Origin of the sequence: Barnesiella sp. ET7, assembly GCF_024733785.1 — a bacterium.
Classification (GTDB): domain Bacteria; phylum Bacteroidota; class Bacteroidia; order Bacteroidales; family Barnesiellaceae; genus Barnesiella; species Barnesiella merdigallinarum.
Genome location: NZ_JANRHM010000001.1, coordinates 178,052 through 201,237, shown reverse-complemented (window position 1 = coordinate 201,237; position 23,186 = coordinate 178,052). Strand labels below are relative to the sequence as shown.

18 protein-coding genes are annotated in these 23,186 nt (G+C 55.1%); 8 read left to right on the top strand and 10 right to left on the bottom strand.

Going from position 1 to position 23,186, the window contains the following annotated elements; all coding sequences use genetic code 11:
• Positions 1 to 16: 16 nt before the first annotated feature.
• Positions 17 to 3,229 (bottom strand): SusC/RagA family TonB-linked outer membrane protein, encoded by a 3,213-nt coding sequence (locus NW211_RS00730; RefSeq protein WP_258326673.1) that lies wholly within the window; start codon positions 3,227 to 3,229, stop codon positions 17 to 19.
• 211 nt (positions 3,230 to 3,440) lie between these two features.
• On the opposite strand from NW211_RS00730, the gene purH reads away from it, so the two are divergent.
• From purH to rodA, 6 genes are all read left to right on the top strand, one after another.
• Positions 3,441 to 4,964, top strand: coding sequence for a bifunctional phosphoribosylaminoimidazolecarboxamide formyltransferase/IMP cyclohydrolase (purH, locus tag NW211_RS00725; protein ID WP_258326567.1), 1,524 nt, complete (start codon positions 3,441 to 3,443; stop codon positions 4,962 to 4,964).
• Between the two features lie 28 nt (positions 4,965 to 4,992).
• On the top strand, positions 4,993 to 6,012 hold the full coding sequence (locus NW211_RS00720) for a rod shape-determining protein (protein ID WP_087408191.1): 1,020 nt from the start codon (positions 4,993 to 4,995) through the stop codon (positions 6,010 to 6,012).
• Between the two features lie 114 nt (positions 6,013 to 6,126).
• Positions 6,127 to 6,972 carry a rod shape-determining protein MreC gene (gene mreC / locus NW211_RS00715; RefSeq protein WP_087408190.1) on the top strand — a complete coding sequence of 282 codons (846 nt, stop codon included), beginning with the start codon at positions 6,127 to 6,129 and terminating at the stop codon, positions 6,970 to 6,972.
• Positions 6,965 to 7,483 carry a rod shape-determining protein MreD gene (locus NW211_RS00710; protein WP_258326565.1) on the top strand — a complete coding sequence of 173 codons (519 nt, stop codon included), beginning with the start codon at positions 6,965 to 6,967 and terminating at the stop codon, positions 7,481 to 7,483. Before mreC ends, NW211_RS00710 begins: the two co-directional genes overlap by 8 nt.
• Positions 7,467 to 9,329, top strand: a complete 1,863-nt coding sequence (gene mrdA / locus NW211_RS00705) for a penicillin-binding protein 2 (RefSeq protein WP_258326564.1) — start codon at positions 7,467 to 7,469, stop codon at positions 9,327 to 9,329. Before NW211_RS00710 ends, mrdA begins: the two co-directional genes overlap by 17 nt.
• Positions 9,310 to 10,761: a rod shape-determining protein RodA gene (gene rodA / locus NW211_RS00700; protein ID WP_087408187.1), complete on the top strand. Its 1,452-nt coding sequence runs from the start codon at positions 9,310 to 9,312 to the stop codon at positions 10,759 to 10,761. Before mrdA ends, rodA begins: the two co-directional genes overlap by 20 nt.
• A 513-nt stretch (positions 10,762 to 11,274) precedes the next feature.
• Here rodA and NW211_RS00695 read toward each other — a convergent pair.
• The 6 genes from NW211_RS00695 to NW211_RS00670 form a co-directional block, all read right to left on the bottom strand.
• Positions 11,275 to 12,474, bottom strand: coding sequence for a PDZ domain-containing protein (locus NW211_RS00695; protein ID WP_258326563.1), 1,200 nt, complete (start codon positions 12,472 to 12,474; stop codon positions 11,275 to 11,277).
• Between the two features lie 120 nt (positions 12,475 to 12,594).
• The gene (locus tag NW211_RS00690) at positions 12,595 to 13,059 is read right to left on the bottom strand and encodes an energy transducer TonB (RefSeq protein WP_087408185.1); all 465 of its coding nucleotides are present in this window, start codon (positions 13,057 to 13,059) and stop codon (positions 12,595 to 12,597) included.
• 34 nt (positions 13,060 to 13,093) lie between these two features.
• Entirely contained in the window at positions 13,094 to 14,359 is a 1,266-nt protein-coding gene (locus NW211_RS00685) for a M56 family metallopeptidase (RefSeq protein WP_258326560.1), read from the bottom strand.
• A gap of 21 nt (positions 14,360 to 14,380) precedes the next feature.
• On the bottom strand, positions 14,381 to 14,743 hold the full coding sequence (locus tag NW211_RS00680; protein WP_087408183.1) for a BlaI/MecI/CopY family transcriptional regulator: 363 nt from the start codon (positions 14,741 to 14,743) through the stop codon (positions 14,381 to 14,383).
• 313 nt (positions 14,744 to 15,056) lie between these two features.
• On the bottom strand, positions 15,057 to 15,407 hold the full coding sequence (locus NW211_RS00675; protein WP_087408182.1) for a hypothetical protein: 351 nt from the start codon (positions 15,405 to 15,407) through the stop codon (positions 15,057 to 15,059).
• 11 nt (positions 15,408 to 15,418) lie between these two features.
• Entirely contained in the window at positions 15,419 to 15,739 is a 321-nt protein-coding gene (locus tag NW211_RS00670) for a septum formation initiator family protein (protein ID WP_258326558.1), read from the bottom strand.
• 289 nt (positions 15,740 to 16,028) lie between these two features.
• Here NW211_RS00670 and NW211_RS00665 point away from each other — a divergent pair, with 289 nt between their 5' ends.
• Positions 16,029 to 16,580, top strand: coding sequence for a DUF4251 domain-containing protein (locus tag NW211_RS00665; RefSeq protein ID WP_087408180.1), 552 nt, complete (start codon positions 16,029 to 16,031; stop codon positions 16,578 to 16,580).
• Positions 16,581 to 16,809: 229 nt separating this feature from the next.
• Here the strand turns inward: NW211_RS00665 and NW211_RS00660 are convergent, their stop codons facing one another.
• Positions 16,810 to 19,707, bottom strand: a complete 2,898-nt coding sequence (locus NW211_RS00660) for a pitrilysin family protein (RefSeq protein WP_087408179.1) — start codon at positions 19,705 to 19,707, stop codon at positions 16,810 to 16,812.
• A 130-nt stretch (positions 19,708 to 19,837) separates the two neighbouring features.
• Between NW211_RS00660 and NW211_RS00655 the strand changes: the two genes are divergently transcribed.
• Complete coding sequence (locus tag NW211_RS00655; protein WP_258326554.1) at positions 19,838 to 20,527, top strand: hypothetical protein; 690 nt, start codon at positions 19,838 to 19,840, stop codon at positions 20,525 to 20,527.
• A 122-nt stretch (positions 20,528 to 20,649) separates the two neighbouring features.
• On the opposite strand, the gene NW211_RS00650 is transcribed toward NW211_RS00655, so the two are convergent.
• Positions 20,650 to 21,894 (bottom strand): hypothetical protein, encoded by a 1,245-nt coding sequence (locus tag NW211_RS00650; protein WP_258326553.1) that lies wholly within the window; start codon positions 21,892 to 21,894, stop codon positions 20,650 to 20,652.
• The gene (locus NW211_RS00645; protein ID WP_258326548.1) at positions 21,881 to 22,609 is read right to left on the bottom strand and encodes a type III pantothenate kinase; all 729 of its coding nucleotides are present in this window, start codon (positions 22,607 to 22,609) and stop codon (positions 21,881 to 21,883) included. Before NW211_RS00645 ends, NW211_RS00650 begins: the two co-directional genes overlap by 14 nt.
• Positions 22,610 to 23,186: the final 577 nt, after the last annotated feature.

The window sequence follows — 23,186 nt, the reverse complement described above, 5'->3', positions numbered from 1 at the left end:
ATGTCGTGTTTGAAGGTTAGAAAGTTACAGTGAGTCCCCCTCCGTAGCTCGAGGTCTGGGGCAGGGAGAATCGCTCGAAGGTACCGCTCATGTTGTTGTTGCCCTGCGACGACTCGGGGTCGAGGTTGGGCATCTTGGCCCACAGCAGCACGTTGCGGGCAAAGGCAAAGAGCGAGATGTCGAATATTCCGACGCGGGGGAACTGGTATTTGACGGTGAGGTCGCGCAGTTTGAAGAACGAAGCGTCGTAGATGTACGACTCGTCGATGTTTCCCAGCACGTCGGCATAGAGGGTCTCGTAGGCTCCGGCATCGTCGGCTCCGCCCCGCACGATGTCGTTGGGGGTGCCGTCGGCCTTATAGCCGGGATAGACGAAGGGGGTGGTGCGGTCTTCGGTCTTCTTGCTGATGCCGTAGAGGTCCATCAGGCCGTTGGTGCCCGAATACATGTCGCCGCCGTGCCGCCACGAGAAGGTGGCCGAGAGCGAAAGCCGCTTGTAGCGGAACGAGGTGTTGATGCCCATCGTGAAATCGGAGGCGCACTGCCCGATGACCTGCGGGTTGCCCGAAGCCATGGGCATGCCGTAGGTAGCGCTGTTGGGGTCTTCGTCGACCAGGATGCGGCCCTGGCTGTCGCGCTTGAAGGCGGTACCGTAGATGACCGGGTAGTAGTCGCCCACACCGGCCCGGACCTGCGGCGTGACGAAGCCGCCGAGGAAGATGTTGGTCACACCAGGAGCCAGCTCGTCGATCCGGTTGCGGATGACGGTGAAGTTGACTCCCAGGTCCCAGGTGATGTCGGCCGTGGAGTAAATTTCGCCGTTCAGCTCTATTTCGTGGGCGTCGGTGTGTATCTTACCGCCGTTGGTCACGTATTGGGCGGCGCCGGTCGAACCGGCCAGCGGCACGGGGAATATCTGGTTCTTGATGTTCTGCCGCGAGAAGGTGTAGCTGGCGGCAAGCCGGTTGTGGAAGAGTCGCAGGTCGAATCCCGCTTCGAACGAGTTGGTGTTCTGGGGTGTCAGGTCGGGGTCGTACAGCTCGGCATAAGGCACATAAGCGGTAATGCCGTTGAGGGGGTAGAGTATGGGCGGATTGCTCCAGAAGCCGCCGGTATAGCTGGGGGTGACGTAGTAGTTGTTGTAGTAGCGGCCTGCCTGCCCTACCTGGGCAAACGAGCCCCGCACCTTGGCAAAGGTGAGGACGGGGTTTCCCCGCAGAGGTTCCAGTTCGGTGAGCACATAGGCTACCGACACCGAGGGGTAGAAGAAGGCGCGGTGGCCGCGGGGCATGGTCGACACCACATCTTCACGGCCGGTGACGTTGAGGTAGGCCTGGTCGCGCCACGAGAGGGTGGCGTTGCCGAAGAATCCCACCGTGCGGGCCCGCAGTACCGAGGTCGATGCGCTCTGTATCGCGGTGTTTTGTATCGTGGGGTTGCCGCCGAAGTTGAAGCTCTGGCCGTAGTCTTCGTAAAAGGCTTTGTTTTCCTGGTTGATTTCGTTGCCCACCATGGCTGTGAGGTGCCAGTCGTCGGTGATGTTCATCTCGTAGTTGACGGTAAAGAGCGAGTTGAAGATGACGTTGGTCACGCCGTTCGACTCGATGCTGCCGGCCTGCCCCTGCGAACCGTATTCGTAGATGTTTTTGTAGCGCGAGGTGTAGGCGTCGATACCGATTTGCCAGCGGGTCGAGAGTTTTTTGTCGCTGCTCCAGTCAATCCGGGGGGTATACTCGACAAAGGTGTTGCCGAAGAAGCGGTGCGTGTTCTCGTTGAACGAGTTGTGCCGCGTGGCCCAGTAGGGGTTGTTGAAGGTGAGCGAGCGGTAGTTGATTTGGGTATAGGGGTCTTCGGGCAGCGCGTAGGGAATGCCCCGCAGGTTGTAGCTGGGCGGTGCGCCGTAGACGGCACCCAGCACGCCGCTGTTGGCGGTGGGGGCCTTGTCGATGTTGTTGCGCACGAAGTTGGCCGAGAAGCCGGTCTTCCACTCTTCGCTAAGGTTGACCTCGGCCATGCCCCGCACCGAGTAGCGGGTGAGGCCGGTCGAGGGAATCACGCCGTCCTGTTGGGCGGTGCCGATACCGAACGAGTAGTTACCCTTCTCGAACCGCTGGCTGATGTTGAGCGAGGTGTTGAAGGTGACCCCCGTGCGGAAGAAGTCGCCGATGTTGTCGTAGACGTCGGGGGCTACCCAGGGATTTTCGCCCGCCTGGGCCAGCTGGGGCACATAGTAGAGGCCTTGGGTCCCCGAGGTGTCGTAGTTGTTCAAGGCCGTGGCCACGTTGCCGCCATAGGTGGGGTCGTCGGGCAGAGCATCGATGCGGGGGCCCCAGCTCATCGACGAGGTGGGGTCGAACCGTTGGGCCTGCTGCGAGTCGCTGTAATAGCCCTGGGCCCACTGCTTCTGCACCTGCGGGCGGCGCGACAGCGTCTCGGCACTGAGGTTGGTGGTGAAGGTGACGTGAGGTCGCCCGATCGAGAGCCCGCGTCCGCTCTTGGTGGTGATGACCACCACACCGTTCGAGGCCCGGATGCCGTAGAGGGCGGCCGCCGCCTGCCCCTTGAGCACGTTGATGCTCTCGATGTCGTTGGGGTCGATGTCGATGGAGCGGTCGGCAATATCGGTGCCGCTCACGCTCTGGCCGGTCGAGAAGTCGGGGGTCGACTGGATGGGCATTCCGTCGACCACATAGAGCGGGGTGTTGTTGCCGGTAAAGGAGCGGGCTCCCCGGATGACCACTTGCGACGAGGCCCCCGGCATACCGCTCGAGGGTACAATCTCCACGCCCGACAGTTTTCCCTGCATGGCGTCGGAGAGGCCGGTGGTACCCGCCTTGTTCAGTTCGTTGCCTTTCAGGTCCTGGGCGGCATAGCCCAGCCCCTTGCGGTCGCGCTTCATACCCAGGGCGGTGACTACCACCTCGTCGATTTTGTGGTCGGCATTCTCGAGTACGATCTCCATGCGGTCGGCAATGGGAACCTGCCGGGTAGCCATGCCCACGTACGAGACGGTCACCTCGCGGGCCGAGTCGGGAACCCGGAGGGTAAAGTTGCCGTCGAGGTCGGTACTGGTGCCTATCGAGGTACCCGGTACGAGTATGGTGGCCCCGATGATGGGTTCGTTGTCGTCGGCAAAGATAACCTGGCCGGTGATGGTACGCTCTTGTGCCCCGACGACGGAAACCGCACAGGCCAGCAGCGCCAGAAATAGACTTAGTTTTTTCATAATCGTTCTCTTTTTTCGGGTTAAAGAGTATGTTTTTTTGAGAAAGGATAACGAGCGCGCCTCCCCTTTTGTTCGATATTCGTAGGCGATAACCCTGTTAAAAGAGAGTCCTATAAAAAGATTTGGCTCTTGATGAAAAACTTTCGCCGATTATGCAAGGCAAAACCTATATATTTTTGTATTTTTGTGGCAAATTTATATGGTGTAATGCTTTATGCTTGAAAATAAGAAAATTAAAACAGCTCTTGTCTCGGTTTTTCATAAAGATGGCTTAGACGAAATTTTGAAACTCTTACATGCCGAAGGAGTAGAATTTATCTCGACCGGCGGCACGCAGTCGTTTATCGAATCGCTGGGAATCCCTTGCGGTGCAGTCGAGGACCTGACCGGTTATCCCTCTATTCTGGGCGGCCGGGTAAAGACCCTTCACCCCAAAGTGTTCGGCGGAATCCTCAACCGTCGGGAGAATGAAACCGACCAACAGCAAATCGCTCAATACGAAATACCTTCGATCGATCTGGTAATCGTCGACCTCTATCCGTTTGAAGAGTCGGTAGCTTCGGGTGCCGACGAGAGCGCCATCATCGAGAAGATAGATATAGGCGGTATCTCGCTCATCCGGGCCGCTGCCAAGAATTACAAGGATGTAGTCATCGTGGCTTCGAAAGCCCAATATGCCCCGCTGCTCTCGCTGCTGAAAGAGAAGGGTGCCAACACCTCGCTCGAAGACCGCCGCTGGTTTGCCAAAGAGGCATTCGCTGTGTCGTCGGGCTACGACAGCGCCATCTTCAACTACTTCGACGGTGGCGAAGGCTCGGCCTTCCGCTATGCCGGCAACCACGCCAAGGTGCTGCGCTACGGCGAGAATCCCCACCAGAAGGGTGTATTCTATGGCAACTTCGACGAGATGTTCGAGCAACTCCACGGCAAGGAGATTTCGTACAACAACCTGCTCGACATCGATGCCGCCGTTTCGCTGATTTCGGAATTTGACGAGACCACCTTCGCCATTCTGAAACACAACAACGCCTGCGGTCTGGCCTCGCGCGACACGCTGCTCGAGGCTTGGAAAGATGCCCTGGCCGGCGACCCCGTATCGGCTTTCGGCGGTGTGCTCATCACCAACCGTCCGGTCGACAAGGCTACGGCCGAGGAGATGCACAAAATCTTCTTCGAGGTGTGCATCGCTCCGGCTTACGACCCCGAGGCCCTCGCCATTCTGGAGCAGAAGAAAAACCGCATCGTGCTCGTGCAGAAACCCTTCCAGGCTCCTGCCCGTCAGTTCCGCTCGCTGCTCAACGGCGTGCTGGTACAAGACCGCGACCTCTATCGCGAGAAACCCGAGGAGCTGCGCCAGGTAACCGACAAGGCGGTAACTCCTGCCGAAGTCGAAGACCTGCTGTTTGCCAACAAGATTGTAAAACATAGCAAATCGAACGCCATCGTACTGGCCAAGAACCGTCAGCTCTGCGCCAGCGGTATCGGTCAGACCTCGCGTGTCGACGCCCTGCGTCAGGCCATCGAGAAGGCCCGTTCGTTCCACTTCGATTTGCAGGGAGCCGTGATGGCATCCGATGCCTTCTTCCCCTTTGCCGACTGTGTGGAGATAGCCCACGAGGCCGGGGTAAATGCCGTGATACAACCGGGCGGTTCGATTCGCGACAACGAGTCGGTCGACTATTGCAACAAGAACGGCATGGCTATGGTGATGACCGGCATACGGCACTTCAAACACTAATATTAAACATTAAAAAAGAATAGTCAATATGGGATTGTTTTCTTTCACGCAGGAGATAGCCATCGACTTGGGTACGGCCAATACGGTGATTATCCACAACGACAAGATTGTGGTCGATGAGCCGTCGGTGGTTGCGTTGGACAAGCGTACCGACAAGCTGCTGGCAGTCGGGGAAAAAGCTCGTTTGATGTATGAAAAGACTCATGAGAACATACGCACGATACGCCCCTTGCGCGACGGTGTGATTGCCGACTTCTACGCTGCCGAGCAGATGATTCGCGGCATGGTGAAGATGGTAAGCTCGAAGAGCCACTGGTTTTCGCCCTCGCTGCGTATGGTGATAGGTATCCCTTCGGGTAGTACCGAAGTCGAGATTCGTGCCGTGCGCGACTCGTCGGAGCATGCCGGCGGCCGCGACGTCTACATGATTTACGAGCCTATGGCTGCCGCCATCGGTATCGGTCTCGACGTGTTGGCTCCCGAGGGCAACATGATTGTAGATATAGGTGGCGGTACGACCGAAATCGCCGTGATTTCGCTGGGCGGTATCGTGTCGAACAACTCGATACGGGTAGCCGGCGACGACCTGACGAGCGATATTCAGGAGTACATGGGTCGCCAGCACAATGTGAAGGTGGGCGAGCGTACGGCCGAGATGATCAAGATCAACGTCGGTTCGGCTCTGACCGAGCTCGACAATCCCCCCGAAGATTACGTGGTGCACGGTCCCAACCGCATGACGGCCCTGCCGATGGAGGTACCCGTTTCGTATCAGGAGATTGCCCACTGTATCGAAAAGTCGATTTCGAAAATCGAGGCTGCCGTACTCAACGCCCTCGAGCATACCCCCCCCGAACTCTATGCCGACATCGTGCGCAACGGTATCTGGCTGGCCGGTGGCGGTGCCCTGCTGAGAGGCTTGGACAAACGGTTGACCGACAAGATAGGTATCCCCTTCCGCATTGCCGACGATCCCCTGCATGCTGTGGCCAAAGGCACGGGCGTGGCTTTGAAGAACATAGACCAGTTCTCGTTCCTCATCCGATAAGAGCGGACGACGAGAGGGCCGGGTTGTCCCGGCCGGGTATGACAAGTATAGAGACGAGTTACAGAGGCCGAAAAAGCCTTTGTAACTCGTTGTTGGTAGACAAACGAGGAAACAATGCGCAATTTGATCGATTTTTTGTGGCGACATAGCTCATGGATTGTTTTTGCATTCTATGTGGTGCTCAGTTGCGTCTTGTTGTTCGGGCGCAATCCCTATCAGCGCAGTGTCTACTTCTCGTCGGCCAACCGGGTGGCGGTGGTGGTCTACGACTTGCAGTCGGAGGTCACCTCGTATCTGGGCTTGCGCCAGGCCAACCGCGACCTGCAGCTGCGCAACGGTGAGCTCGAGATGGAGGTGGTCAACCTGAAGGAGCAGCTCAACAGCTACCGGGCTGCAGCGGGCAAGGATACGATTCCGGCCGACTCGGTGCTGCACGACTACGATTTCGTGGTGGCTCGCGTGGTGAACAACAGCGTGGCCCAGACCAACAACTACATCACCATAGACAAAGGGCGTGCCGAAGGCATAGAGCCCGAGATGGGGGTGGTCGACCAGAACGGTGTGGTGGGCATCATCAACGTGGTGGGCGAGCATCATGCCGTGGCTATCTCGGTGCTGAATCCCAAGTTGCGCCTCAGTTGCAAGGTGAAGGGGAGCGACTACTTCGGGTCGCTGGTGTGGGACGCCGTGAGTCCCCGCTATGCCGTGCTCGAGGAGATGCCCCGTCATGTCGAGTTCGCCCCGGGCGACACGATTGTGACCAGCGGCTACTCGTCGGTATTCCCCGAAGGGTTGATGATTGGAGTCATCAGCGACTACAAGAAGCAGCGCGACGACAACTTCTATGCGCTGCGGGTGAAATTGAGTACCGATTTCAGCTGTTTGGGATATGTGCGCATCATCTCGAACCGCATGAAAGAGGAGCAAGACCAACTGGAAAAGGAGGCCCGCTATGAGTAACTGGCTGCGATACCTGTTTCTGTTTATCGTCATGGTGCTGTTGCAGGTGACGATTGGCAACGACATACATCTGTTCGGGGTAGCCATACCCTTCTTTTACATCTACTTTATTTTGCGGCTGCCCTTGTCGCTCTCGATTAACTGGACCCTCACGCTGGCTTTTGTGCTGGGTCTCACAATCGACATCTTCAGCAACACGCCGGGTATGAATGCCCTCGCGTGTGTGGTGATGGCGGCTTTTCGCAAGCCGGTGTTGAACCTCTATACGCCGCGAGGCGAAGATTATGCCGAGGCGATTCCGTCGATTCGCAGCTTCGGCATGTCGCTCTATGTGCGGTATCTCCTCACGCTTTCGCTCTGTTTCTGCGTGGTGCTGTTTCTGGTCGAGTCGTTGAGCCTGCTCAACGTCGGGCGGCTTATCCTTCGGGTCGTAGCCAGTACCGCACTGACGTTTCTGGTGGTTTTGGGAATGGACAGTTTAACGAAGACCGGACGTGAGAAAAGATTATAAGCTGGCCAAACGCAAATATGTAATCGGGGGCATCGTGCTGGCGGTAGCCTGTATCTACATCGTGCGCCTCTTTTCGTTGCAGGTACTCAACGACGATTACAAGCAGTATGCCGACGGCAATGCCTTCTTGAAAAAGACCCAATATCCCTCGCGAGGCCTCATCTACGACCGCACCGGCAAGCTGCTGGTGTTCAACCAGCCGGCCTACGACGTGATGATGATTGTGCGCGAGGTGCGTCCCTTCGATACGCTCGACTTCTGTCGCACGTTGGGTATCACCCGCGAGCAGTTCGACAAGCGCATGGAGGACATGAAGAACCCGCGGCTCAATCCCGGATACTCCTCCTATACACCCCAGACTTTCATGACACAGCTCTCGGCCCAGGATTATGGCCGCCTGCAGGAGAAGCTCTACCGATTCCCCGGCTTCTTCATCCAGAACCGCATGCTGCGCCAGTATGCTTACCCCGTGGCGGCCAATGTGCTGGGCAACATCCGCGAGGTGTCGCCCCGCGACATCGAGCGCGACGACTACTACAAGCGGGGCGACTACACGGGCGACCTGGGTATCGAGCGGTCGTACGAGCAGGTGCTGCGCGGCGAGAAGGGGGTGGAGATTCTCTTGCGCGATGCCCACGGCCGCATCAAGGGTCGGTATGAGGATGGCCGCTACGACGTGGCCCCCGTATCGGGTAAGAACCTGAAGCTCTCGATCGACATCGAGCTGCAGGCCTATGGCGAGAAGCTGATGCAGAACAAGATAGGTGCCATCGTGGCCATCGAGCCCTCGACGGGCGAGGTGCTGGCCATGGTCTCGAGCCCCACCTACGACCCCTCGATGCTGGTGGGGCGCGAACGGGGCAAGAACTACCTGAAGCTGAATCGCGACAAATACAAACCGCTCTACGACCGGGCGCTGATGGCCGCCTATCCGCCGGGCTCTACCTTCAAGCCCACACAGGGGCTCATCTTCCTCAACGAGGGTATCATCACCGATAACACGCTCTATCCCTGTTACCACGGTTTCGTGGCGGGACGGTTGAAGGTAGGATGCCACGGGCACGCTTCGCCTCTGGCGTTGAGGCCGGCCCTGCAAACCTCGTGCAACGCCTTTTTCTGCTACGGGTTGCGCTCGATGATCGACAACCGCACCAAGTACAAGTCGGCCGCCGAGGCCTTCAACATCTGGAAGGATTACCTGGTCTCGATGGGCTACGGCTACCGGCTGGGCATAGACCTGCCGGGCGAGAGTCGCGGCTTTATCCCGAACAGCAACTACTACAACAACATATACGGCGAGAACCGCTGGAGCGCCCTCACCATCATATCGGTGGCCATCGGGCAGGGCGAGGTGCTGGCCACCCCGTTGCAGATTGCCAATCTGGCGGCCACCATCGCCAACCGGGGCCATTACTACACGCCCCACCTCATTCGCGAGATACAGGACTCGACCATCAGTGCCGAGTATACCACCCCCAAGCACACGATGGTTGACGCGCACTACTACGACTATGTGGTCGAGGGTATGCGCATGGCGGTGACCGGCGGTACCTGCCGCATCGGGGCCATTCCCGGAGTCGAGGTGTGCGGCAAGACGGGTACGGCTCAGAACCCTCACGGCAAAGACCACTCGGCCTTCATGGGGTTTGCTCCCATGAACAACCCCAAGATTGCGATTGCCGTATATGTCGAGAATGCCGGCTTCGGGGCCACCTACGGCGTGCCTATCGGGAGCTTGATGATGGAGATGTATCTGAACCGGGAGATTGCCCCGGAGCGGAAATATCTCGAAGAACGTATGTTACAGTCCAATACGATTATTTACAGTGGAGTCAAGAAGCACTAACATATGGCGTTCGATCGACTGGATGACGGTGATTCTCTACCTCATCCTCATCTTTTGCGGCTGGGTGAGCATCTATGCCGCCAGCTACGACTTCGACAATGCCAGTATTTTCGATTTTGCCGAGCGGTCGGGCAAGCAGCTCATGTGGATAGGGCTCTCGCTCATGCTGGCCTTTATGATTCTGATGGTCGATTTCAGGGTCTATGAAGCCTATGCCTACCTCTTTTACGGCATTCTGATACTGCTGTTGATTGCCACCATATTTCTGGCTCCCGACATCAAAGGGTCGCACTCGTGGCTGGTGCTGGGGCCGGTGAGTTTGCAGCCGGCCGAGTTTGCCAAGTTTGCCACGGCGCTCGCCCTGGCCAAGTCGTTCGGGACCTACGGCTTTTCGCTGAAGAACCGGCGCGACCTCATCCAGGCCATCTGCATCATCGTGCTGCCTATTGTCCTGATTATTGCCCAGAAGGAGACTGGGTCGGCTCTGGTCTTTGCTTCGCTCATCTTTGTGCTTTATCGCGAGGGCCTGTCGGGGCTCTTCCTCTTCTACGGGCTGTGTGCCATCGTTTACTTTGTGGTGGCGGTCAAGTATTCGGGCCTCATGTGGGGGAGTGTGGCGGCCGGCGAGGTGCTGGTGTTTATCCTCATCTTCCTGGTGGTGGCCGGTATGCTGTTGCTCTATCAGAAGAACGGACGGGCTGCCCGGTATCTGCTGTGGGGCTATCTGGCCGTAGGGCTGGTGTGCGGTGTGCTGCTCTACTTCGACGTGCCGGTCAATCTGCTCTATGTGTGCATAGGGGCTACGGTGGCTACGACGGTGTATCTGCTGGTGCTTTACTTCTCGACCCGCTCGTTGCGCGTGCTCACCATACTGGCTACGGCGCTCGTGTCGGTGGTTTTCCTCTTCTCGGTCGACTATGCCTTCAACGAGGTACTGGAGCCTCACCAGCAAAAGCGTATCAAGGTGGCACTGGGTATGGAGGAGGACCTGCGGGGTGCCGGCTATAACGTGAACCAGTCGAAGATTGCCATCGGGTCGGGCGGCTTCTGGGGGAAGGGTTTCCTCAACGGTACGCAGACCAAACTGAAGTATGTGCCCGAGCAGGATACCGACTTTATCTTCTGTACCATCGGCGAAGAGGAGGGATTCTGGGGAGCTGTGGGGGTGATTCTGCTCTTTGTGACCCTTATCTTCCGTCTCATTGCTATCGGTGAGCGACAGCACTCGGCCTTTGGTCGGGTCTACGCCTATTGTGTGGTGTCGATACTCTTTTTCCACCTGGCGGTGAATGTGGGTATGGTCATCGGGTTGTGCCCGGTGATAGGGATACCTTTGCCCTTCTTCAGCTATGGCGGCTCGTCGTTGTGGGGATTTACCATTCTGCTCTTTGTGCTGTTGCGTATCGATGCGTCGCGCACCGAGCGCCATTAGTCCTGTCGGTTCCCGGTCATGCCCTTTTTGCCGGGCGTTGGTTGTGAGTCGCAATAGTTTCTGTACAGAATTTTTTTTGAGAGTGGGGATGGCCCATTCTATCGGAGTTGTACCGTATTTTTGAGCTTCAAAAATAGGAGATTGAGAATGTTAATTTTTAACCCCTCTTATGCACTTTTTAGAAATTAGTTTTATATTTGTAAGGTGAAGTTTGCATTATAGAGCTGATAAAATAGTTTAGGTAATTGGGAAAGGGGACAAAAAATCCTACGAAGATAGGATGATGGCGTTTGCAGCTTCTCGAGAGTTTTGGTTGCACAGATGCAGTTCGGGAGTATAGAGGAGTTCCCCGTTTTATGCCATCGAATAGAGGGAAACCGATCGGCTCGCCTCGAGCAGTGTAAACGATAAAAACCGGCAGGCAGGATTGCTTGCCGGTTTTTGTTTTCAGTCGTTTTGTGTTGCTGTTGAGTAGCTTTTTGTATTGTCTTTGATTGGGGGCTCTTTGCGGGGTCAGATAATCTGGTCGTGAATGAAGAGTCGGTAGGTGACGGTTTTTCCGTCGGCCTTTCGTACCGTATACCGGGTTTCGCCTTTGAGACCCAAACCGTTTCGTTGCTCCTCCCAGGTTATCTCTTTCACCGGCCGACCGTTTATGGCTATGATGGTGTCGCCTATTTCGATGCCGGCCCGCTCGGCGATGCCGCCTTGATAGAGGCCGTTGACAATCCAGCCGTCACCGATGTCGGTGCGGTCGACGGTAGCCATGTGCGAGAGCGACGACCGGGAGTAGGTGCCTTCGTTTTGGTTGCGTTTTACCCAAACCGAGGCGTGGAGCGGGTCTATCACTATATCGTAGAGCGACCAGATTTCGTTGCCGATGATACCCACATAGGGGCGGTTGGACGATAAGGCCCCTTTCTGGTTGAGTGAGCAGTCGATGACCAGATTGTCGAGCGTATCGGCCAAGCAGAAGCGGGAGGCTCTTAGCGTGATGTCTTCGGAACCGCCACCCACGCCGCCGGCTTGTGTGCGGAAATAGGCTTTGGGTACCTGGTCGAGGTGAAGTGCCGAGGAGCTCTCGTTGGTGAGCGAGACGGTGGAACCACTGCCCAAATCCATACGGAACCAGCCTTCTACCACGTTTGCCGAGTCGATTTGCAGGCGTGCCTTCACGTCGATGCGGTTCTCTTCGAATCGGGTTTCGAGCTTGTGGTAGCCGGCAAGCGAGTCGGGCGGGAGGGGCTCGGCCAAAGGCGCGATGTAGCTCTCGCTGAAGTTTATCATCAAAGGAGCCTGCAACAGGTGGGTGTTGCCCAGCAGACCGTCGATGTATCGCCCCAGAATATCGCGTAACCCGATGATGGGGGTTATCTTGTTCTGGTAGTCCAGTTTGCCGCACCTGATTTTAATCGGGTCGATGAAGATGTCGACCCGCTGCGGGTCGCTGTTGCCGGCACCGCCCATGCGGGCCGTACCTTTGCGTCCGAAGGCTTCTTGCAGGTGGTTCAGCTCCAGAAAATCCTTATCGAGATAGAGGAAGTCGGCCCCGGTATCGTAGATAATCGTGACCGGTACGGTATCGTTCAGCGTGGCCTGCAGATAGAGGTGACTGTCGAAGATAAAGGGTATGGCTCCGCCGGGTCGTGCGGCATGACTTTTGGGGAGACACAGAGCCCCCAAAAGGAAGATGAAGCAACTTGTTTTTCTCATAGTGGAAACGAATTGGGGTGTGGTTCGAAATCGGGTATGGCATGGTCGGGGTACGGTTGGTTGGGACCAGCCCCCGAGCCATACTTGGTTTTTGCGATGAATCGGTTTTTAGCGGTTGGCTTATGACAGCTTGAAGCTGACGGGCAACGTGTAGCGCACGTTCACCGGCTGGCCGTTCTGCATGCCCGGTTTCCAGGCAGGGAGGGCACGCACCACGTCGATAGCGGCCTGGTCGAGAAGCTTGTCGATGCTGCGAACGACTTGAATATTACCCACTTTCCCCGTTTTGTCGACCACGAATTGCACAACCACACGCCCCTCGATTTGGCCGTCGATGGCGTGTTGGGGATACTCGAGATTTTCGCTGATAAACTTGAAGAGGGCTTGTGTGCCGCCGGGAAACTCGGGCATCACTTCGGCAACTTCATATACCGAGTCGGTGGGCGTTGGGGCCGGAGCGGCCGTTTCGGTGGCGGTGTCGGATGCGTCGGGAGCGGCCGTTTCGGTTTGTTGAGGGTTGGCATTACAGCCGGCCAACAGGAGGCTTACGGAAGCCAGGGCAGCGAATAACAGTTCTTTTTTCATTGCAGTAAAATTTTATTTAAGGTATACAAATTGGTCAGGATAGTTTGAAGACAATCGGTAAGGTATATCGCACATTCACCTGCTTGCCGTTCTGCATGCCCGGTTTCCAGGCAGGGAGGGCACGCACTACGTCGATGGCGGCCCGGTCGAGTGCCGGGTCGATGCTTCGTTTGACTTGAATATTGTTCACTTTCCCCCTTTTGTCGACCACGAACTGGAGGATTACGCGACCTTCGGTCTGGTTGTCGATAGCCTCCTGGGGATACTTGAGATTGTCCCGGATAAACTCGAAGAGGGCCTGGGGCCCACCGGGAAATTCGGGCATCACCTCGGCTACCTCGAATACGGGTTCTTGCTCGGGTACCTCGCGGAGTGTGGTCGTTTGGGGCAGGGTTTCGGTGGTCGTGGCTGGCGAGTTGGCAGCCTTGTGGTCAGCCGATTGTCGGCAACTCTGGCTCCCGACGACGAGCAGGAGGCAGAGCGGCAGCACGAGGAGGTAGCGATACCGCGACCGTGTCGAGGAGGCCCGGCGGTTGATCATGGCGATACGCTCTTTCAGAAACGAATGGCCGAAAGGTATGGCCGAGGCATGCGGTCGGTTGTCAAGGGCCAGGTCGAGCAGCAGGTATTGGTAGGCGCGCTTCTCGGGCTCGTCGGCCAGTACGGCGCGGTCGGCCAGGTATTCGAGGTTGAGCCGTATCTCTTTCAGCAGCAGCCAAGCCAGCGGATTCATCCAGCAGAGCACGGCTACCACTTCGCCCAGCAGAATGTCGAGGGTGTGCATTTGCCGGATGTGCGCCTGCTCGTGTTTGAGAATGGTGGCCCGGGCATCGGGGGGATCGGCCATCGAGGCCGGCAGGAATATCCAGTGGAAGAACGAGCAGGGTTGTATCGGCTCGGGGCAGACGACAATGCGCCAGGCTCCCTCGCGGTATAACCGGCCCCGCCGGCGCAGCCCCACGATGGAGAACAGCCGTATGACCATACGCAGCCCCAGCAGCAGGGCTATGCCGCCATAGAGCCAGGCTCCCAGTCGATAGAGGTTGAAGCTGGCCGGGGTTTGGGCCGCAGCGGCCGGCGCTATCGACAGTTCGGGCAGTGTGAATTGCAGCGTATGAGGCATGGCGTCGGCCACGGAGGGGAGGCGATAGAGCGGGTAGGTGAGGGCAAACAGCAGGATACCCAGCAGCAGCGCCCGCCTCGTGACCAGGTGGGTGTTGCGGGCCGAGAGGGCCTTGTAGGCTATGAAAAGCAGCGAGAGTGCAATGTGCACTTGCAGCAGGTAAATCAGGAAATCCATCGTGCCGTTTTTTTAGTGGGTTTACTCTTTTTCGTGTTCGATCATGGCGATGATCTGGCGCAGGTCCTCTTCAGAGAGTTTGTTCTCTTGGGCAAAGAAGGTGACCATCTCTTTGTAGGAGTTGGAAAAATAGCTCTTGACGATTCCCGAGAGGAACCGCTTTTTATAGTCGTCCTGACTGATGTGGGGCGTATAGAGATAGGTGTTGCCTATCTTCTCGCTTGCCAGGTAGCCTTTGCGCTCCAGGTTCTTCACGACCGAAGCCACGGTGGTGTAGGGCGGGCGCGGTTCGGGCAGTTCTTCCAGAAAGTCTTTGATGATACCCCGTCCCTTTTTCCAGATGACGAGCATCACCTCTTCTTCTTGATGAGTCAGTTTCTCCATTGCTCTGTTTAATCTTAACTACGATTACTTCGCAAATCTACGAAAATTTCGTAGAATAACAAACAAAATAATGAATTTTTTATGGTGCGTATGTTTAATGAGTTGATTTCGTTTTGATTATATTCCTACTTGGGAATACCGCCGGGAAAGGGGATGCCGGATATATTGGGGCGAAAGGATGGAGAAGATGGGGGCAACTGGAGAGCGTTCGGGCTGCGACGGTGTACCGCTGTCAGGTAGACAATATGGCACGAACCATCGTTCCGAGTCGCGAGAATCGGAAAGGGGAGCGTCTGTGACAGCGCGGTGAGTATCAGTCGTTGCCCTCTTTCTTGGCCACTCGGGGAATGAGAATAGCCGTATAGAGTTGCAGGGCGGCCCCCACGGTGAGCAGCATTACCCAGTCGGGATCGTTGCGAAACATGAAATAGGACGAGGCTACCAGGAAGAGCGACGAGAAGGTCTCGATGTGGAAAAGCCGTTTCAACCGAAAGTTCTTGCCCTTGTAGCGGAAGGTGAGTCGGCAGACGGCCATACCGGCGGCACCGCAGGCATAGAGGTAGGGGACCCACGGCAGTTTGATCATGAACAGAGGCAGAGCTGCCCCGATGATGACAGCGATGGAGGAAACCATAAAGAGCATGTCGCGCGTATGCTGTTTCATGTCGGTAGTATTTAGTGGGTTTGTTTTTTCGGTTCTATGATGTAAATATCTTCGCTGGGTTTACTCATATAATACTGTTCGCGGGCAATTTGTTCGACCTCGTTTTTATCGGTTTTCAACCGTTCGATTTGCCGGTTGTAGTAGTCGGTCGTATCGTTCTGTGCCGCAATCTGTTGCCGCAAGTCGTTGATTTGCCGGTCGTAACGTACCCGCTGGATGCAACTGTTTTCGTCGATAAAGAGAATGAAAATGACAAATACGACCAGAAACGCCTTCCCCAGAGAGAAGTGCTTGCGTACGAATTCGAATATTTTCTTTTTATCTATTTTCATCGAAGCGAAATGAGTATCACCCTATTTTCGGGTAAAAGTACGAAAAATTTTTGGTTCGACCAATCGGCTGGGCTATTCCTGTGAGAAAGAATATTTGGCAGGGTCGAGACCCACTCCTGAGGCATGACCTCGGTTTTCGAGTAAGCATATCTTATTTGAAATTAAAAATGTATAATTTACAGGCCTCTTATGCCTTGTTAATCAGTTGATAACCGTTATTATGGTATACAATTTGCTATCTATGAACCAAACGAAAACCCCGCTTGTCGGGGATTGAAAGGAGAGAACGATGAAAAGAATTGCATTTGTTTTGGCGATGTTTCTGCTGGTATGGGCAGGAAGCGCCGCAGCTCAAGAGCGGGAATTGACCAAGGAGGAGAAAAAGGCTCTGCAGGAGCGTATCGACAGTCTGCAACATGCCGATGCCGAGCGGGCCATTTACGAGAAGGCTTTCACGATGGAGGCCGACCAGGTGATTTTCAAGCACGGAGAGACGGCATTCGTGGCTTCGAATACCAACTTTGTTTCGATTGACGGGGACCGTGCCGTGGTACAGACGGCATTCAACATACCCGTCAGCGGCCTTAACGGCCTGGGCGGTGTGACCGTAGAGGGCAGTTTCTCGAACTACGACCTGCGGAAAGACAAGAAGGGGAACCTGTTCCTTTCGCTCAATGTCATGGGGACCGGTATCTCGGCCCGGGTGGATATTACGCTCTACAACGGCAGCAATCAGGCCATTGTCAACATTGTGCCCAATTTCCACTCCAACAACATTACCCTCAAGGGCATTATCCTGCCGCTCGACAAGAGCCGTGTGTTCAAGGGTTCTTCCCTGTGATGGCGACGGGTGGGGCTGAAGTTGCAGTTGCAGTTGCAGCCCTTGTCCCGGCATACACCTAATTCATGCCCGCCCCGACGGAAGGAGCGGGCATTTTTTGTCTCTTGAGGATTGGCTTGTAAGCTGTAGCCGGTCTCGGCCAGAGAGCCGGAAGATTGGTATCGCCTGAAAAAAGGAAAGGCCCCTGCGATGGCAGGAGCCTTTGCCCGTATGGTTTGCGGCCGGTTGTTTAGAAGCCCGATTCGGAGAAGAGTTTCGATTCGGAAACCTTCACTACCTTGCCGTATTTCTCGAGCGCTTTCACATCGAAATCTTTGGGGTTGCCCACGATGGCCATCACGATGGGTTTGCCCTTGATATTCTCGTTGTAGAAGTTGACGATGTCTTCGAACTTGAGCGTTTCGATTTTCTTCATCTTGTCGATGGCGGGGTCTTGGGTATAGCCCATGCGTTTCCAGGCCTCATATACGGCGCTGGCCGAACGGAAGCCGGGTTTGGCACTGAGGATAGACTCCTTGATGTTGGTCTTTACGACGTCGAAGTGCTCGGGCATCGAAGGCATGTCGGTGAGCAGGTTCATGTAGATGTCGATGGCATCGAGGGTCTTGTCGCCCTGGGTACCTACGAAACCTTGGAAGAGAAAGTTGCGACGGGCAACCGAGGGGGTCGAAATCACACCGTAGGCGCTGTAGGCCATGGCCCGTTTTTCACGAATCTCGTCCATGACGAGGCTACCGAATCCGCCTCCGAAGTAGTCGGAGAAGGCTTCGATGGCAATGTCGTCCTTCACGTCGAAGGGTTTACCCTCGATGAAGAAGTAGATCTTGCTTTGTGTAGCCTTGCTGTTGGGCAAGAAGAAGATGGTGTTCTCGGCATACTTCTCGCGGGTGCGCAGTTCGGGCGATGAGGAGGGCATCTCCTCGGCTTTCAACGGCAGGTTCTTGCTCAATACGTCGTACACCTCGTCGAAGGGAGCGGTACCCGTGTAGTAGATTTCGCACTCGTAGTTGGTAGCGGCCTGGAACTGGGTGGTGAGGTCGGTAATCGAGAGATCCAGCAGGTCGCGGGTAGGAATGCGTTGCAGGTAGTCGGAGCTGTCTTTGTAGAGCACATACGAAGTGAGGGCTCTCTCCAGCGTGCTGATGTCGCTGTTCTCCATCTGACGCGAACCGAATGCGCTACCGATAAGGCTTTGCAGCTGCTTGTCGTCGAGTTTGGGGAAGAGAATCTGTTTCGAGAGCAACTGGCAGGCTTTCACGAGGTCTTTCTCGTAGCCGTTCATCATCACATACATGTAGTTGTCGTCGACGGCGTAAGAGCAGTTGACGTTGAGTTCGCCCATGGCCCGCTTGATAGCCAGCGGCTCGACGTCGGGCAGCATACCGGCATTGTTCATCAGGGCAACGGCATATTCGAGTTTAGGCATGCGGTGAGTCCCTACGCCATATTTCAGCGTCATGGTGAAGACTTCGTTCTCGGGATTGAAGTTGTAGAACAGTTTGCTGCGCGTGTTGATGCGCTTCTGCTGTATCGAGTTGAAGTCGCAATATTTCACCTCGGGCAGCGGGGCGGGCAGACTTTCTACCCATTTGGCATACTCCGACATTTCGCCCTTCTTCGTCTCGATAGGTTTGTAGGCCGGTTTTTTCAGCTTTTTGCCTTTGCTGTCGAGGTTCTTGGCTTCCTGAATGTTGAGGGCCAAGTAGTTGTCGGTAAAGTATTTCTTGGCCGTAGCCTTTACCTCGTCGAGGGTAACGGCATTTACGCGCTCTTTGTAGTTGAGTATCTCCGAGGGATCGGAGCCCGTGTTGAAGAGTGAGGCCAGAATGTAGGCTTTCGTCTCGTTCGATTCGAGGCTCAGCTCATATTCGCGAATCATGTTCTGCTTGATGGAGTTGAGGATGGTCTCGTCGAACTCGCCGTTTTGCAACTGTTGCAGCGACGAGAGCAGAATCTTCTCGACAGCCTTGTGGCTGTCCCAGCGGTTCTGGTTGGCGTCGAACGAGGGGATGGCGTTGATCATGACGACACCGGCATCGCGCATGGCGTTCTGTCCGGCACCTACGCTCATGATGTCACCGTCGAGTTGCAGCTTGTCGAGGATACCGGTCTTTTGCGAGTTGGAGAGCAGTTCGCAGCAGATTTGCAGAGGTATTTCGTCCTTGTCGTTCGAGGGTACACCGTTGTAGATGAGGGCCAACATGGGGTAGTAGTATATCTTGGCGCTCTTCTCGGTGCGGCCTTTGAACTGGGGCACGGGTTGTTTCTCGCGGTGGATTTCGGCCCGGCGGGGGATACGCTCGAATTTCTCGCGAATCAAGGGGATAGCCGTCTTGGTGTCGACGTTACCCACGAGGATAATCGACATGTTTTGCGGGCCGTACCAGGTGTTGTAGAACTCGATGAGCTTGCTCAGCTGGGGGTTCTTCAAGTGCTCGGGCAGACCGATGATGGGGCGGGCATAGGGGTGGGAGCCGAAGGCCTGCTCGTTGATGAACTCGCCCAGACGTGAACCGCGGTTGTCGTTGTACATGTTGTACTCCTCATATACGGCCTCGAGCTCGGTCTGGAATCCACGGAATACGGGGTCGATGAGGCGCTCGGAGTAAACTTCGAGCCACTTCTCGAGTTGCGAAGGGGGGAACGAGTTGTGATACTCGGTCTGGTCGAAGCCCGTGCTGGCGTTCAGCCCTTCGCCGCCCATGTGGTCGATGAGCTGCGAAAACTCGTTGCCGACAGCATACTGGGCAGCTTCGCGAGTAAGTTCGTTGATCTCCAGGTCTATGGCGTCACGCTTGGCCTGGTCGGTCGTAGCGGCACGCTCATCATACTTGGCGATGATTTTCTCGTAGATAGGTTTCTCTTTTTCCCAATCGAGGGCGTCGATTGTCTGGGTGCCTTTGAACATGACGTGTTCGAGGTAGTGGGCCAGACCGGTATATTGTACCGGGTCGTCGACCGAGCCCACTTTGAAGGCAACCATACCGAATACATCGGGTTTGCTCTTGTCTTCCCAGATGTAAACCGTAGCGCCGTTCCGCAGGGTCATTACACTCAATTGTTGCGCTTTACCGGGGAGCCATAAGAGGCATAGTGCGATAAGGCACAATAGATGTTTGATTTTCATATTGTTAAGTTTTTGTGTGATTAAAATGTCAAAATATTCCTAACCATGTGAGCAAAAGTAGCATAAAATTACTAACTTGTGGACGTTTTTTCGACAAATTTAATTTTTTAATGTCTATAAATTTATTCATATGAGAAAGTTTTTATTTGCCGGAATGGTGGGATTGTTCGCCTCATTATGGCTTAGTGTCAGTGCTCAGGAACCCACGACCATGTGGCCCTATCTGTTTACCGATTTTACCGAAGCCACGCTCCATTTCCGCTCTGGCGAGACGGGCCAGGCGAAGGTCAATATCCACTTGTTGCATAACGATTTGCACTATTTGAACGGTTCGAAAATATTTACTACCGACAATCAGAACGATGTGGCCCGTATCGTGCTGCCCGACAACCGGGCCTTCGTGCGTTGCGAAAACCTCTACATCGAGGTGCTGGGCGAGACTCCCCAGGCTATTCTGGGCCGCCGTACGACCGGCGACTTCGATCGCTTGACGCAGGGGACGGGAGCCTATGGTACGTCGTCGTCGACTTCGGCCGTAGACAATCTGTCGAGTCTGCAGATAGGCGGTCTCACCAATCTTAATTACGACCTCATCCGGGTCGAACGTGAGAATGGCCAGACGCTGCCGCTTTCGGTACGTTTCTGTTTTGTTATCGACGGTCAGATCTATAACGCCAACAAGCGCACCATCTCCAAACTGTTGCCCGAGGCCGACCAGAAGGAGTTCAACACCTTCTTGAAAAAGAACAAGGTGAAGTGGAACCGGGAGGAGGGTCTGCAGAAGGTGCTCGAGTATATCTCGCCGTTGCTGGCCAAGTAGCGGTGGCGCCTTGTGTCGGGGTGGAGCCTGGCTCCTCCCCAATACAAACTGAACGGAACAACAAAAAAGCGGAACAGGGGATGCCCCTCGTTCCGCTTCTTGTTTTTTATGGATAGTAGATTTTATTCAAACTTGCGTTGCCAGAACCACATCTCGTTGAAGGTAAGGCTCAGTGAAATACGGAAGTGGTCTTCGCTGATGAGCTTGGCCGGCGAGCACTGGCGGTTGATGTATTCGAAGGCTACGTTTACGACCGACTTGTCGGTGGCCAGAGGGAATCCGAAACCGCAGGTGGCACCTATCTCGTTCAGGTCGTTGCCGTTTATCTTCAGGTAGGAGCGGTTGTAGAACAGACCGGCCCGGTAGTTGATGCGTTGCAGATAGTTGCCGCCCATGCTCTTGGGGCGGAATTCGGCACCCAGAGCTACCTTCAGCCGGTTGTTGAATTGCCCGGTCGAGGTCTGCAACTGCCCGGCGTTGAGGTTGGTAAACTTGGCATCGGCCCAGTTCTGGTAGGTGACGTCGGCCGCTACGGTGAGTCGTTTGTCGTAGTTGTAGCTGATACCTCCGCCATAGGTCGAGGCCAGCGAGTAGTGGCTCTTCATGTTGAGGGTGTCGGCGTCGATAATCGAGCTCGAACTCACATCGTAGGTGCTGGTGTAGGCTTTACCCAGCAGCGCTTTGCCCGGTGAGTAGACGGCACCGAGCGTGATGGTGTGCTTCTTGTCCCACTCGATGGCATATTGTGCGCCGAACTGCAGGTGGTAGTCGCGCACCTTGAGGTCGGTCTCGAATATACCGGTACTGCCGTTGGCCGGGATTACGGTGTTGGCGTTGGTGAGGTTGCCGAAGAGGTAGCTCACGTTGGCACCGATCGAAAAGCCCTTGAACAGATTTCCGCTCACGCCCACATAGGCTTGCGAGATGTTGCCTTCGCCTGTACGGCTGTCGGTACCGTTGGAGATAGAGCTGGCAAACGAATAGCCCACGTTGGAGTAGGGGAGCAACCCGATGCTACCGGCCATGTGGCGGCCCAGAGGGAATTGCATGACGATGTAGTCGAGCGATCCGCTTTGCGAGGTTTCGCTCAACTGCCCTTCGTGAGTCGTGACGGCCTGGTAGGTAAGGCCTATGTCGAAGAGGAAGGTGAGCGAGTCCATACTGACGTAGGAGGCGGGGTTCATTACGTTGATCTGCCGGTTGTTGTGCAGGGCATAACCTACGCCGCCCATAGCTCGTTGGGCTCCTATGGCATTGTCGCCGAGTATACCGTATCCGAATCGGGAATAGGGCGAGGTGGTGCCGTTCTGGGCCCATGCGACAAGTCCTATCGCCAAACTTATCAAGAGAATTTTATATTTCAGCATTTTCCTGTAATATTCTGTTTAAGCCGGTTAATACCAAATTTTCGTTCACAAAGATGCGACTTTTTATTTTTGCAGCCAATTTTAAGGCATCTCCCCCTGTTAAAAAAACGAAAAGGTCGGGGTAAATCTCGTTGAGACGGGCCATGTAGCCTTCGATTTCATAGGCCACGCCCAGCGTGGCGCCGGCCCGCATGGCCGTCTCGGTGCTGAAGCCAATCTCGGGAATCTCGCCCGAGTCGTCTACCAGGGGTAGCTTGCCGGTGTGCTCGTGCATGGCGAGCAGTCGCAGCCTGATGCCGGGGGCTATGTTGCCGCCTGCAAAGGTGCCGTCGGCCGTGAGCAGATCGTAGGTGACACAAGTGCCGGCATCGACGATGAGCACCGGCCGGCCGGGACACTCCATCGAGGCTCCCACTACGGCCGCAATGCGGTCGAGGCCCAGGGTGTGCGGGGTGTGATAACCTATGCGCACCGGTATCTGCGACGTGTGGTCGAAGCGTACGAAGCAGCGCACCCGTTGCTGCAAGAGCTTCAGAGCTTCGGGGTCGGGGTTGGTAACGGTCGAGAAGATAGCCGCATCGACTGCGTGGGTATCGAGAAACCGCGTCACTTCATCGGGGCCCCATTTCGGGTAGAAATCGACATTTTGTAATTGGCCGGCCCGAAAAAGTGCCATTTTGGTTACCGAATTTCCTTGATCGATAATAAGATTCACTGCTCAAAATTTTAGACAAAAATACAAAAGAGAATGCGTATGGAGGCACTTGCCGCTCATTTTTTTCATAGAATTATACCAACGGGGCTATTTTGTCTATCGCCTGTTGCTTTTTCCTCCTCGATTTGTCGGGAGGGCAGGCGGGCAATTGTAGATACTAATCTGTTAATAGAATAAACTTTTTGAGTTAAATTTTCGATAAGATTAGCGCAGTTTGGTGATAATACGGTGGTATTGGTTGTGTGTTTAATGTTTATTAACAAATGGATTATTCTCCGGTTTGTGCATATTTGTGGCAGAAAAAATGCCTCTTCTATATGGTTGTATCTTAACAAGTTAGTTGTGCTGTGAAAAAATGTATACGGGCCATTTCGGGAGAGCTGGACAATGGCTTTGTCAAAAAGAAAGGCGATGTGGGTAATTTTCTTTCAAATTGAATTTCATATTGTCGTTTTTTTTCTATCTTTGCATGCTGAATACTTCAATAAGAAGTGTGAATGAGAGTGATTCTCATAGGTTCAATTTAAGGTTTATATTATAATAAGGTTTAAAAGAAGAGGAGTTTTAAGAGTTAGTT